General features: G+C 38.6%; 12 protein-coding genes and 1 CRISPR repeat array. Of the genes, 3 read left to right on the forward strand and 9 right to left on the reverse strand.

From position 1 onward, the window contains the following. Positions 1–49: 49 nt before the first annotated feature. From cas6 to OE105_RS10440, 3 genes are all read right to left on the reverse strand, one after another. Positions 50–817: a CRISPR-associated endoribonuclease Cas6 gene (gene cas6 / locus OE105_RS10430; RefSeq protein ID WP_275420119.1), complete on the reverse strand. Its 768-nt coding sequence runs from the start codon at positions 815–817 to the stop codon at positions 50–52. Positions 818–1,107: 290 nt separating this feature from the next. Further along, positions 1,108–1,308 carry a hypothetical protein gene (locus OE105_RS10435; RefSeq protein ID WP_275420120.1) on the reverse strand — a complete coding sequence of 67 codons (201 nt, stop codon included), beginning with the start codon at positions 1,306–1,308 and terminating at the stop codon, positions 1,108–1,110. Further along, entirely contained in the window at positions 1,295–1,624 is a 330-nt protein-coding gene (locus tag OE105_RS10440) for a hypothetical protein (protein ID WP_275420121.1), read from the reverse strand. The genes OE105_RS10435 and OE105_RS10440 overlap by 14 nt, the downstream gene beginning before the upstream one ends. A gap of 512 nt (positions 1,625–2,136) precedes the next feature. On the opposite strand from OE105_RS10440, the gene OE105_RS10445 reads away from it, so the two are divergent. Then, positions 2,137–2,271, forward strand: coding sequence for an SDR family oxidoreductase (locus OE105_RS10445; RefSeq protein WP_275420122.1), 135 nt, complete (start codon positions 2,137–2,139; stop codon positions 2,269–2,271). Positions 2,272–2,519: 248 nt separating this feature from the next. After that, positions 2,520–3,480: a CRISPR direct-repeat array (repeat unit 30 nt; unit sequence GTTTCAATCCCTCATAGGTAAGATCAAAAC). Positions 3,481–3,885: 405 nt separating this feature from the next. Here OE105_RS10445 and OE105_RS10450 read toward each other — a convergent pair. The 3 genes from OE105_RS10450 to OE105_RS10460 all read right to left on the reverse strand — a co-directional run bounded on the left by OE105_RS10450 (position 3,886) and on the right by OE105_RS10460 (position 7,227). Then, positions 3,886–6,312 (reverse strand): heavy metal translocating P-type ATPase, encoded by a 2,427-nt coding sequence (locus OE105_RS10450; RefSeq protein ID WP_275420123.1) that lies wholly within the window; start codon positions 6,310–6,312, stop codon positions 3,886–3,888. A 140-nt stretch (positions 6,313–6,452) separates the two neighbouring features. Continuing rightward, the gene (copZ, locus tag OE105_RS10455; protein WP_275420124.1) at positions 6,453–6,656 is read right to left on the reverse strand and encodes a copper chaperone CopZ; all 204 of its coding nucleotides are present in this window, start codon (positions 6,654–6,656) and stop codon (positions 6,453–6,455) included. A 244-nt stretch (positions 6,657–6,900) separates the two neighbouring features. Then, on the reverse strand, positions 6,901–7,227 hold the full coding sequence (locus OE105_RS10460) for a metal-sensitive transcriptional regulator (protein WP_275422162.1): 327 nt from the start codon (positions 7,225–7,227) through the stop codon (positions 6,901–6,903). 494 nt (positions 7,228–7,721) lie between these two features. Between OE105_RS10460 and OE105_RS10465 the strand changes: the two genes are divergently transcribed. Beyond that, positions 7,722–8,021, forward strand: a complete 300-nt coding sequence (locus tag OE105_RS10465; RefSeq protein ID WP_275420125.1) for a hypothetical protein — start codon at positions 7,722–7,724, stop codon at positions 8,019–8,021. A 939-nt stretch (positions 8,022–8,960) separates the two neighbouring features. Here OE105_RS10465 and OE105_RS10470 read toward each other — a convergent pair. After that, positions 8,961–9,191 (reverse strand): hypothetical protein, encoded by a 231-nt coding sequence (locus OE105_RS10470; RefSeq protein ID WP_420842524.1) that lies wholly within the window; start codon positions 9,189–9,191, stop codon positions 8,961–8,963. 88 nt (positions 9,192–9,279) lie between these two features. On the opposite strand from OE105_RS10470, the gene OE105_RS10475 reads away from it, so the two are divergent. Further along, complete coding sequence (locus OE105_RS10475) at positions 9,280–10,008, forward strand: YwaF family protein (protein ID WP_275420126.1); 729 nt, start codon at positions 9,280–9,282, stop codon at positions 10,006–10,008. Between the two features lie 256 nt (positions 10,009–10,264). On the opposite strand, the gene OE105_RS10480 is transcribed toward OE105_RS10475, so the two are convergent. Further along, complete coding sequence (locus tag OE105_RS10480) at positions 10,265–11,455, reverse strand: PDZ domain-containing protein (protein WP_275420127.1); 1,191 nt, start codon at positions 11,453–11,455, stop codon at positions 10,265–10,267. 236 nt (positions 11,456–11,691) lie between these two features. Next, entirely contained in the window at positions 11,692–13,110 is a 1,419-nt protein-coding gene (locus tag OE105_RS10485; protein WP_275420128.1) for a S41 family peptidase, read from the reverse strand. Positions 13,111–13,402: the final 292 nt, after the last annotated feature.

Genomic DNA, 13,402 nt, shown 5'->3' on the forward strand with positions numbered 1-13,402 from the left:
ATATATAAATTTGTTTTAACCATATCTATACTGCTCTCCATCCTTTTCTTTAATTCGTATTCTCATTTTTATTCAACACCCCAAACATCCCAAACCCTTGAGAGTTTTTAGACCCAAGTGCTGTGTTATAAAGAAACTCGAGCATATCCTTCGGTCCTTCTAATTCGTAAATGCCATTCCACCCATTGATAATGGTATCTTTGTATTTCGTAATGACTTTATCTTTTGGCGACACCTTTAACGGTTTGATTTTCAACTGTCCTTCAAATGGTTTTTTGAAAAAGGCCTCGTACTTTTTTTTCGCATTTTCTTCAATGAGATGGGAAAAAGCGAGATCATCCGGATCGAAATATTGGGTGATTTTTTTGCCGTTATCCCCTACAAACGTACTGTAGACGGTAACAGGTGATAGCATTTTAATTCGAATTTTTTCACTATAAATGGGGGCTACTTGTTCATATTGCAATTGCTTAACGGTCACATCCGTTTGATGAAGGCGAATTTGGTCCCGCAACAAAAAGGATTGACCGAGAAGATGAATAAATTTTGGAATGGCAGAACTGATGTACCAAGTTATTGGTCCTTTAAAGGTGAGGGATCTTCTTTGGGGATTGAATTCACTTTTTCCGAATAATCGGCTAAATGTGAACGCTTTAAATCGACGGTTTTCATAGGCATACCCAATTTCATGAATAAAATGTTGAAACTCCTGATCGGTTTCTAATAAATGGTAAATCACACCTTGCAATATTCGTTGATAGTTTATGGGTACTTCAGTCTGTTTTTCGGGATTTGAAAAAATAATTTTTAGTCGCATATGTTTCACCTTTTTGTACCTTTTTAATTTAACTTAACAATGTAAAAGCCAAAAAAATATTTTACAAATCTATTAGCCCTCATAGGTAAGATCTTCTATCCTTGTTAGTTTAACTATTTCAATTTTCCTGAACGAAATAAGATAGAATAGCTTGTCAGTTTTATATTAACTGTTTTTTTTGTAAAAATGCAATATTTTATATTTTTCGTTTCAATGGCAAGTTGAATATAGACCGATTCATCTTTTTTCAAAATATTTGTCAATGGTCGAAAAATAAAATCTCACAACCTCTATTTCGAGTCAGCTTCGAGAATCCTATTTAATAGTTCTTTTAATCCTTCATGTACGAATAATAGATGATAGTTATAAAATCTTTTTCTTACAAAAATATATGTGTCTTTTCCATCTGGCGAATAACTAATTGTTCGAACCTCTTCATCATCATGAGGTATCAAAGGGATTTGATCTTCTTCCACTTTATATATGCTCATAATATAGAACATCATCATTTAATAAAAATTCAACTTCATAGACTGGATCATTTTTTAATAGTTTTCTTTCCGACCAGTCCAAATTAGCATACCCTATGTCGTAAATTTGTGCGATCTGAGAAAAATCTGGATCGGAATCTGTGAGAGTCAGTATTACCTTTTCTGTTTTGCTGTCCTTTACAATGAATGAATTAACATCATACGATTGCACAAATGCTTCCCCTATAAATTCTGAATGTTTGCGATCGAACCAACCCCATAAGCTAATGATTCTAGAAACTACTATCATAGTAGTAATAATTTTTTGTCGATCCAAATCACTCCATCCCTTCTTTTATTTTCAAATATCTGAAAGGGTAACAATACTTTATAAAGAAAAATTGATTAATTTTTTATATTCATATCATACAAAATATTTCTGGTCAACATGATACTTCTTTATTCCTCCCACGCAGGAAGGGTGTGAGTATGATTTATGTTCTTAGTGAAATTGATCGATCGTGTTTGATTCTGTTTTATGTGAATCATTAACAAAATGAGTTATATTTTCACTATTTCAATCATTATTTTTAATTGAAATCTTTTTATGTTTATTTATATCTTAATCAGAGAAAATTTCATTACTTTATTGTGTAGTATTTCACAATAAAGTATAATGGGACTTGTAAACGCATTCCCATTTTATGAGGAGTATCCGTAAATTTGATTTTCATGAGCTGAAGTATGAAAAAGTTTTTTATGCTTAAAATAATCCTCGATGGAACTTTAGTTTGAAAATTAATGCGGTGGATCATCTGATTTTTCAACAATCAATAAAGGAGAGTGGACATGATTCAATTTATCCCAATGGGTCACCCACAAGAAACACGGGATATTGCCAATTTAGTCCCTTTCCTATGTTGTGAAGCAGGCGATAACATCACTGCCCAAACGATCGCTGTCGATGGTGGGATGACGATTTAATTCCCCTGTTACATAATCTTAAAAAAAGATTTGAATTAAGATCTATCTATTAACAACCGTTCTTTTGCATGAATGACAAATTCGCTCTCGGTTCCAATAAAGGGCCGAGAGCTTTTTCATGAAAATCGTATATAGTTGATTTCGACCTTAATCCATTTGAAACAATCTCAATCAATCCCATTTCAAACTCACCCATTTCACAAGGAACATGGATTAGATTGAACAGCTAGGAAATATCTTTTATCTAGATTTTAATCCCTCATAGGTAAGATCAAACACAATTTTTCCTTGCTTCCTCGGTTTCATATATTCGTTTCAATCCCTCATAGGTAAGATCAAAACTTTTGGTCATTCGCCCAGAATCACGTTGTTTGGGACGAGTTTCAATCCCTCATAGGTAAGATCAAAACACAGTTAGGCTACGAGAGGTGTTAGAGAAGAATGTAGAGTTTCAATCCCTCATAGGTAAGATCAAAACATAATGAAATCAATCCGTATGACGTTGTAGACTATGGATGGTTTCAATCCCTCATAGGTAAGATCAAAACGATCTTGACTTGTCCATCGGTTGGCTCTGTCCAGGTAGTTTCAATCCCTCATAGGTAAGATCAAAACTCTGACTCGAAAAAGACAAACGGATCGTGAGCACGATGTTTCAATCCCTCATAGGTAAGATCAAAACAGTAACGGATTTACTTACAACTGTACAAAGTGGGGGTTTCAATCCCTCATAGGTAAGATCAAAACTTTACGCAGGTTTGAAACTCTTTTTTGAAAATGTAGTTTCAATCCCTCATAGGTAAGATCAAAACTTAACGTCTTTTGCTGATAGTTTTCCTGATATACCTAAGTTTCAATCCCTCATAGGTAAGATCAAAACCCTACTGCTTCGGCTGCTGGTGCACTTGGTACATGGAGTTTCAATCCCTCATAGGTAAGATCAAAACCCTGTTGGTGATATACTTACGCATTTCTCTTTATTATGTTTCAATCCCTCATAGGTAAGATCAAAACGAATATCTAGGACAAGCTGAAAAGGGGCAAGGTCAGTTTCAATCCCTCATAGGTAAGATCAAAACCTATTTAATTTTGGAGGTTTTAAAAATGGATGAAGGTTTCAATCCCTCATAGGTAAGATCAAAACCACCTATCTCACGATCGGAGCAACGACGAAGAAATGTTTCAATCCCTCATAGGTAAGATCAAAACCCAAAAAATATTGGTAAATCAACATTTTTGGGTTATTCGATTTTTCAGAAATATTATAACAAACTGGGATTTTTTTGACAACTGGTGGTTAAAAAATACAGGGGCATCAACGATTCAGAGAGTTTGTGATAAATTCACAAACTGTCGTCGATCCCCCGGGGTTTTTGCACTACTGGAGGTCGACGACAATTATTTTAAAATAATTCTTTCTAAAATTACAAAAAATGATGGAAAAAGAGTACAATGAATCATACGCTTACCAAGGCGGAAATTTAATTTTCGTCCTCAATAAGCATGAAAACTCATTTTGTCATATGAAATTCCTTCACATTCCTTGAATGATTGAAATGAACGAATCGATGCTACCTTTTTCTTCAACAAAAATCCTTCTATTTATAATATCTTCTAAATTTCATTTAATTTCACCCGCTGCAATCGTAATGCGTTCAGAACAACTGTAACAGAACTAAACGCCATTGCTGCACCGGCGAGCCAAGGAGCTAAAAATCCCATAGCAGCAATTGGGATTCCGATCGAATTGTAAGCAAGAGCCCAAAACAAATTTTGTCGGATGTTTTGAATCGTTTTTCTGCTCATGTAGATCGCATCGGCAATTCCATTTAAGTCCCCACGAATCAACGTCACGTCTGCCGCTTCCATCGCCACATCGGCTCCTGTCCCGATGGCCATTCCTACATCCGCTACTGTTAGAGCAGGGGCATCATTGATTCCATCGCCGACCATCGCCACCTGTTTTCCTTTATCCTGCAAATTTTGAATTTCCTTCGCCTTTTCTTCTGGAAGTACTTCTGCAATCACAGTGGAAATCCCTGTCTCTGTCGCAATCGATTGAGCCGTTCGTTTGTTATCCCCAGTGATCATGACGACATCCAATCCTAATTCGAAAAGTCTGTGGATAGCTTTCACCGATGTTTCTTTAATCGTATCTGCCACGGCGAGAAGTCCTGCAAATTGTCCATCAATCGCAACGAACATGACCGTTTTTCCGTCCTTTTCCAATTGCTCCACTTTCGCAGATACATCCCGAAATTCAATGCCGTTTTCGCCCATCAGTCGCCTCGTTCCGACAAGAACTTTTTTTCCTTGGACGATGGATTCAATACCGAAACCGGGAATGGCATGAAATTGGTCAGGTTCGAAAAGGGAAATTCCTTTTTCACGTATTCCTTCAACAATCGCTTCTGCTAGTGGATGCTCAGAATTCCGCTCTGCAGTGCCAACCAATTGTAATATTTCCGATTCCGTCCATCCTTTTTCTGGAAGTACATCCGTCAATATTGGTTTTCCATTTGTGACCGTTCCCGTTTTATCAAGAACGACCGTATCAATTTTATGGGTCTGTTCCAAATATTCCCCACTTTTAAATAAAATGCCGAATTCTGCTGCTCTACCTGATCCAGCCATAATCGAAGTTGGCGTCGCTAAGCCTAGGGCACACGGACAGGCGATGACCAAAACAGCGATCATGTTTTCCAATGCTAAAGCAAATTGACCTGGTTCCAGCCAAAGGTACCATATAAAAAAGGTAATGATACTTATCGTGACGACAACTGGAACAAAAATACCGGAAATTTGGTCAGCTAACCGTTGAATAGGTGGTTTCGATCCTTGGGCTTCTTCCACCACTTGAATGATTTGGGCCAAAGCGGTATCCTTACCTACCTTCGTCGCTTTCATTTCTAAAAATCCATTTTGGTTGATTGTCGCACCGAATACAAAATCGCCTTCTCCTTTATCTACAGGAATACTTTCCCCGGTTAACATCGATTCATCCACCGCTGATTGCCCCGATAAAATGACCCCATCCACTGGGATTTTTTCACCAGGACGTATTTTAACAATATCCCCAACAACCACTTCTTCCAATGGGACCATGTATTCTTTACCATCTCGAATAACGGTCGCTGTCTTAGGTTTCAGTCCCATCAATTTTTTAATCGCTTCCGATGAACGTCCCTTCGCTTTCGCTTCGAAATATTTTCCGAGTAGAATAAGCGTAATTAAAACCGCACTCGTTTCAAAATAAAGGGCCTGTGGGGATTCGTCTACAGAAAGGGAACGGAAAATTAAATATAGACTATAAAAATACGCTGCAGATGTTCCCATCGCGACTAAAACGTCCATATTCGCACTCTTATTTTTCAATGCTTTATAGGCACCTGTATAAAATTGCCACCCAATTATAAATTGGACCGGTGTAGCGAGGGCTAATTGTACCCACGGATTCATGAAAAGTTCAGGGACGTAAATAAAGGACGTAAAGGAAAAGTGACCGACCATGGTCCACAATAACGGAAAGGAAAGGATTGCAGATAACAGGAATTTGCGCCATTGTTTATGGATGGCATGTTCGCGTCGGTCTTCCACAGCCTCTTTTTGATCCCTTTTTTCCGCTGCCCCGTAACCGAGTTTTTCGATTCGGCTGATGATATCCTCAGTTGATACGAGTTGTGGGTTGTATTCTACCGTTGCGTTTTCTAACGCAAGATTGACGGAGGCTCGGGTAATCCCATCCATCTTGTTCAGACCTTTTTCAATCCGATTCGCACATGCGGCACAGCTCATCCCAGTAATTTCGAATTCTACCCGATCAGTAACTACATCGTAACCGAGATCACGGATTTTTTGTTGGAAAACTGATGGATTGGTTTGCTCCGGATCGTAATTCACGTTCGCTTTTTCCAAGGCTAAGTTTACATTTGCCTGTTCAACACCATCTATTTTTTTCAGTCCCTTTTCAATTCGATTGGCACAGGCCGCACAAGTCATCCCTGATATTTGAAAAGTAACATTCTTTTTATTTTCAGCCATTGATCCCACCTCCATTCGGGTCAAGGGGACGGTTCCTTTCAGGGTGGGTCAAGGGGACGGTTCCTTTGACCCACCCTGGGTCGAGGTTCCTGTCCCCTTGACCCACTTCACCCACCTGGGTCGAGGTTCCTGTCCCCTTTCTATACTTCGTAGCCTTGGTCTTCGATCGCTTCTTTGATCGTTTCCAACGATACGATTTCCGGATTGAATTCCACATCTACCTTTCCTTCTTGAAGGTGGACGACGACCCGATCCACTCCATGTAATGCACCTACGCTTCCTTCAACCGCCTTTACACAGTGTGCACATGACATTCCTTTTACATCCAATGTAACTTTATTCATCGCTTTGTCTCCTTCCAATTTTTATTGCAAATTAAAACGATCATCAAAAAAAGAAGAGATTTGTTTGTAAAGAGTTTTTCCATCGTACAATTTTTGACCATTTCGTACTTCATCGACGAAACAACCCATGGTGTTCTCCCAGCCAACACCATTTCAATCTTCCTACAAAAGGGATCTACTCATTTCAACGCAACAATTCGCTCTCAATACAAGCCAAACATTTTTCACACAAAAAATGCATTCGCTATTTTTTCATCACCCGTTGAATCGTCCCGAGAAATTCGTCCAACACATCCAAATCCCCCTCTTGAATCCGTTCGACGACACATGTTTTTAAATGACCTTCAAGGAGAATTTTGGAAACCCCATTTAAGGCCGATTGAATCGATGCAATTTGGTTTAACACATCATCGCAATACGTATCCTCTTCGATTAGCCTTTTCACACCACGAATTTGACCTTCAATTTTGTTCAAACGATTAATTAAGTTTCTTTTCGTGGCTTCCGAATGATGACTTTTTCGATCACTACACGTACCACAACATACCCCCGATTGCTCGCTTACTTCCATATCAACCATATTCCTTCTCCTTTTCAATGTGTCTATTTTGTCATCTATATATGATGATCAAATCGTCCTACATCCATAGTATACTATACCCCCCTATACTATACAAATCGTTTTTATTCAATTCGAACCTTCTTCCCTCGTCAGTTTCTAATTTTTCATATACGAAAACGCATCACGTAATAATAAACAGTGCCTAACTCTACCCACGATCACAAAAGTCCAAGGAAACTAATTGAAAAACGTTTGCTCAACAGGTTCGTAACTACGAATGTTTCGCTACTTTTTATTAAATAAAGCCCGTTCCAAGTCCATTTTGCACAAGAATGGACATATGTATAAATGATAAAATTGTAAATTAGGATAACTATTCCGATAAAAAATTTATAGTAATTTCCCAACAGATAAAATATTAATACGATTCGTTGTATCTGTTTAAAAGTTATTGTAAAATGCATTTATAATCCTATATGCATATTAGTGAAAGGAGGCCATTTATGGTTTCAAAAGTTTTAAAATGGGTCACTGGTGGAATGGAGGCAATTTTAGGTTTTCCGATTATTGGTGCAAGTATTATTATCGGGTTTCTGTGGACCCCGTTACTCTTCATGTTGATCCTTCATATCGTAACATTAGTCTTTAGTGTAAAAGAAAATACGGAAATCGCACCAAGCATTTTAGGCATCGTTACCTCTTGTGTTGGATGGATTCCATTCGTCGGTATGACTATGCATATCATCACAGCAATTTTATTAATGGTCAGTGCTTCAAAGAAAGATGCTGCTGAGCAATACTGATCCGATTCATTGATCCTCTAAATCCTTTGGGCATATGTTCGAAACTGTAATTTTTATATGTTTTTCCTTCCATCAAATTACAAAAGAAGCAAAATACTACTCTTCATATTAATTAAAAAAAGTGGTGTGAATGATTAAACGTAATTTATATTGTTCTATTTGTGGAAGAGAAAAAAGAAATGTATGTGAAGAGTAAAGTTCCAGAAAAAACGGCGATGGTATAAATGAAAGCATATTTGAAAAACTAGTGCAATCATTTGAAAAGACTGTTATAAAAAAATTAGAATATTAAAGATTTGAATCGGAGGGGCTGTCCGATTAGTCCCTAAAAGGGAAGGTGGCGGGCTATCCTTTAGGGAACAGCACGAGCCGAAGACCCCGCAGATGAGCTTGCGAGTCTAGGAGGCTGAGGCCGTGTCCGCGGAAAGCGCCGCCACAAAATTCATCATGTGCATTTTATGAAAGGGGCTGTACTTTTTGACAACTCCTTTTTTATTTTTAGCGGTCAAAAGTAAAACTTTCTGAAGAAGAAAATACGTGGCAATTGTCAACGGTCAATCGGACTGAGCGAAGCGTAGCGAAGTGAGAGGGAATTTAAAGCGTTGATCATAAGCTCGCACCCGAATCCTTTTGAGCAGAACAACGGCTTTCGATATAAAGGATTGGTGAAGAATGAGGGAAGAACAAGCCTACTGGACTAATGAAGTAGCGGAATCTTTATCCATATCTGATATCACCAAGTGGTGTCTTGAATAGGAAAGACAAGATCATTGTAAAAGGATAGAATAATAGTCGTGCTTTCCTCCCTCGATCGACTAAATTCCTATAATAAATGAATAATTTGTCCAATATTGATCGACTCATTGTTTTTACTTTCAAAGTCGGCACCTAAAGCAACATAATAATGGCCATCTTCACTGTATACGACTTGTTCATCGATTAAGCCAAGGGTTCGATAAATCGACGGCGAAGTTGATTCAGAAAAGTAAGTGGTCCACCGAGAAAAGCAACATTTCCTCGGATCGGTCGTCCGCTTGCTAGACCACCAATCGTTTGATTGACGACCGCTTGAAAAACGAAAGCAGCAATATCTCCCTTTCTCGCCCCTTCATTTAACACCGCTTGAATATCCGTAAAAAAATCGAAAATCGACCTATTTTTTCCTTTCATCCCTATACATTTTGTCTGTTTCTTCTTTCTGCCCGATGGAATAAAATAAAAAAGAAGATACGTGGCTTTAACGAAGGTGGTGGAAAAAGTGGATTGGTTCGGTATTTCCTATAAGGAAAATCCATTTCAAATGTTTTCTGGTACCCATATGTTTGTGCTCGCTCTCTTTTTGTTTGGCGCGTTTATGTTATTTCTATTTAAAAGAAAATTACAAGTGCTCCCATTACGAAAAGTGGAGATCGGCGTAGCATGTTCGCTTATCATTTTCGAACTCGCTTACCATGGGTGGATGTTTAAGAACGGTATTTGGCATGCATACCAATCGCTACCGTTGGAACTTTGCAACATTAGTTTGATTTTCGGTATTTTGTTGTTGCTCACTGAAAGAAAAGGCATTTATGACGTGTTTTTATTTATTTCCCTTTTAGGTGCTACACAAGCGGTTGTCACACCCCTTTTAGATTTTAATTTTCCCCATTTCCGCTTTCTCCATTTCTTTTACACGCATATCACGATGATTTGGATTGCCCTTTATTACACGTGGGTAAAAGGATACTACCCGACGATTCGATCCGTAATGAAAACGGTGTTATTTTTAAATTTCCTTCTACCATTTATTTTGCTCGTGAATCATTTGACCGGTGGAAACTACATGTTTTTAAATCGAAAACCGAAAACAGCGAGCTTACTTGACTATTTAGGACCGTATCCGTGGTATATTGGATCGATGGAAGTTTTATTAATCGTTTTAAGTGTATTGATTTGGATTGTTTTCCGAAAAAAACAGGAGGAAGAAAAAACGAGTGGAGAAAATTAATCGATGGAGAATCGGGAAACATGGAATTCCCGACCTTTTGCAGTTGAACTGTGGAAATGAATATGAAAAGGCATAGTAGGCTACACATTGGTTGAAGGGGAATCGGCCGATTAGATCCCTCTCATTGTTCAATCCTGCTAATCGTCCAGTCACGAAGGAAGCGGGATCGGCCGATTAGATCCAGATCATTGTTTGGAAAAAAAGAAACTCTTGGATTGTCATGGGTATTTACAAAAAAAGGGAGATCCTTGTCCCCCTAACCCACGTCTGTTTCCCATTGTTTTTCCTCATCGATAAAAATCACGCCGAGTTCATGATGTTCCCCTTCATAAAGGGCCCGATTGACGAGACGGACTTCCCTTTGTTCATCGACGACTTCCAATTTACAAAACGCCCGATTTTTTTGTAACGCCGCGTAAAAATTCTTTTCATTTGTAACCGTTCGACCATTGACCTTTTTGATAACTTCCCCGATTTTAATGTTCATTTTTTCTGCTGGTGAACCGGGGATAATGTCCAAAACGACAATTCCCTGTTCATTTTTTGAAAAATAGTATGGATGGGCATTATTTTGGATCCGTTGCAAAATTGGAATGGCGATTCGTCCCACTACCGCAAATAAGATCGCAATAAAGGATACATAGGAATACCAAAAACTGACCAGGCCGATGACCGTAGTGATTAATCCAAGGAAGATTACTTGACGTCCGATTGCCCGAACCCCTTCCGTCGGCAACGTAATTCGTATTTGCTGGGCAAAGCCAATCCAGTACGGAACGAGTATAATCGAAAATGTTTCATTTCCTACCGGAACGATCGGCCAAAAATCGAAGGGGGATGTAAAAATACCCTCTGGAATCAGGACTAATAGGGGAACGAGCCAAAGTCTTTTCGTTTCATGAATACCGACCTTTAATCCCCTCTTACTTCGAATGATTTTTGGAGACGTATGTTTTGACGCATTTCTATGAATCAATAAACCTTCGAGAATAACGAAAAGACCCGTCAGTAGGGCAATTTCAGGTAAAAATGACCCTTGATTTGCCGAAAAATATGCATCGAAAATCGGTGGTTTCCACTGAATCGATTCGATGACCATCAATAGGATAAAGGTCAAACCGAAAGTGAATGCAGGCGAAAGGAGACCCGGTTTTAGCAGAAGGCCAAATAAAAAAAGAATGAAACCTGAAACGATGACGAAGGAAACCGGCAGATGAAAGCCGATTAAAAAAATAATAATCGACAGCAGGACTCCTGGGATCAGCCCTTTCGTTAAATATGTACGAGCCTCATACCATCCATCTTGAATACGAATATGAAAATCTTTTCTCTCCCGTTTGACCCGTTTATAGCCGAGATAAATGGCATAAACGATACCTATATATAACAATGGATGGATAAAAAATTTCCCGATTCCAAGTAGAATTTGAAAAAAAACCTCTTCCAAAGAAGGGCACCCCCTCGTCCAATACGGTTGTTTCTTTTATTTTAGCAAAAATTTTTTGAAAAACCTATATGATTTTGTACCTATCAAATTGGACGAGAAGTAGGATAATTTTCATAAGTGAAAGGGAATTTACAAATAGGCTTGAAGAAAATAACCATTTTATCTATGAATGGGGAGGAATTATGGGAAATAGGTTCGAAATCCCTCGTTCTTTTTTCCTAAGGAGTGAAGACCATTTAAAAAGCATATTCAAAATATTTTAAAGCCATTTGCAACTGCCGATCGTTTTCCAATTTTTCGATTTCACGCATAACGATCCTTTCCATTTGTTGTACAGTCTGATGATCAATCATACCCGTTTTCGGTAATCCATTTACTTCTTGAAACTGTTTGACCGCCTCCTCCGTTTTTTCATTAAAATAACCGTCCATTCGCCCTGGATCAAAACCGATCGCCTTTAAAAGTTCTTGGGCGTATTTCACTTGTACATTGTTCATATCCCTTTCGAGCGGCCGATCCACTTGAATCGGGTGGAGATGGAATAGATTCGATTGCTGTACTTCAATATCCGGCTCGATTCCTTTTCCATGAATCCATCGGCCGTCTGGTGTCAACCATTTATACATCGTTAATTTCATAAACGTCTCGTCCCCCAATTCGATTTGTTGTTGGACAGTTCCTTTTCCAAAAGTTCTCTCTCCAATCGACGGGATTCCCTCCCCTTCCTTTAAGGCCGCAGCTAATATTTCTGAAGCCGATGCACTCCCCTTATCCATTAATACAACCATTGGATACGGTTTTTTCTCCGAACGTTTTGTATATAATGGCTCCCGCTTTCCATTTTTTCCTTCGATTTGAACGAACGGTTTTTGATTTGTAACAATATGCTGGACGATTTCTTCGACTGTCGATAAAAGACCCCCTGGATTACCCCGGACATCGATGATCAACCCGTCGATGTTTTCCCTTTCCAAGACATGCAAATGATGGGCAAAATCTTTCCCCGTCTCTGTGGAAAAGGATGTGATTTCAATATAACCGATTGATTTTTTATGATGCTCGATGATTTTAGAAAAAACCGTCTCAATCGGAATTCGATCGCGAACGACTTCAATGGTTAGCGGCTCTCGAAAACCTTCCCGCATTATTTGTAACGAAACGGTCGTTCCCTTTTCTCCCCGAATCATCATCATTACATCATACACATCCATATCTTTAATTGCTTTTCCATCGACTTTCATAATTTCATCATATGGTTTTAGTCCTGCCCTTTCCGCAGGTGAATTTTTCAGTGGAGAAATAATGACGATTTTTCCATCGACCTCGCTAATTTCCGCACCGATTCCTTCAAAGGTCGATTCCAACGATCGATGGAATTCCTTTGCCTGTTCTTTATTCAAATATACGGAATAGGGATCATGTAATTGATCGAGCATTCCGTCGATTGCGCCTTCGATAAGGGTATTTTCATCCACATCTTCCACATAAGATTGGATAATCATTTGAAAAACCTTCTCCACTTTTGATAAATCGACAGAATTCCTTTTTCGAATCAGATCTGCTTTTGAGTCGAGCATTTGGATTCCGAAATACGTACCTACAGATGAAAGGATGATCGAGCAAATCCATAGTAAAATTAGCGTCCGTTTTTTCAATTTTTCCCCTCCAATAGTACAATCCATATGTTTAAGGAGTGAACGGTCTACCTTTTTCCTATCTTGATTTTCCCTATTTGGAGGCCAACTCCCTTTTCTCATTTTTATGTGTGAATCGGACAACTTATGCAACCTGAAAAAGATGAACGGTTGAGGGCAAACATCGGAAATTAAGCAGATGACAACCGTATCCCATCTTCCCTTGACGAACACCAATTACTAGTAAATATTGGAAGATTATTCTATGCCAAATATCCGTCAACTTCATGACAATGTTCATGAGAAGTTTACA

The sequence above is a fragment of the Fervidibacillus halotolerans genome (genome assembly GCF_026547205.1).
GTDB classification, from domain to species: domain Bacteria; phylum Bacillota; class Bacilli; order Bacillales; family Caldibacillaceae; genus Fervidibacillus; species Fervidibacillus halotolerans.

Bases quoted from the DNA above. Each gene is read 5' to 3' on its own strand.
- copZ (WP_275420124.1), bottom strand. From the start codon at position 6,656: ATGAATAAAGTTACATTGGATGTAAAAGGAATGTCATGTGCACACTGT.
- OE105_RS10470 (WP_420842524.1), bottom strand. From the start codon at position 9,191: ATGAAAGGAAAAAATAGGTCGATTTTCGATTTTTTTACGGATATTCAA.
- OE105_RS10465 (WP_275420125.1), top strand. From the start codon at position 7,722: ATGGTTTCAAAAGTTTTAAAATGGGTCACTGGTGGAATGGAGGCAATT.
- OE105_RS10445 (WP_275420122.1), top strand. From the start codon at position 2,137: ATGATTCAATTTATCCCAATGGGTCACCCACAAGAAACACGGGATATT.
- OE105_RS10435 (WP_275420120.1), bottom strand. From the start codon at position 1,308: ATGAGCATATATAAAGTGGAAGAAGATCAAATCCCTTTGATACCTCAT.
- OE105_RS10460 (WP_275422162.1), bottom strand. From the start codon at position 7,227: ATGGAAGTAAGCGAGCAATCGGGGGTATGTTGTGGTACGTGTAGTGAT.
- cas6 (WP_275420119.1), bottom strand. From the start codon at position 817: ATGCGACTAAAAATTATTTTTTCAAATCCCGAAAAACAGACTGAAGTA.
- OE105_RS10450 (WP_275420123.1), bottom strand. From the start codon at position 6,312: ATGGCTGAAAATAAAAAGAATGTTACTTTTCAAATATCAGGGATGACT.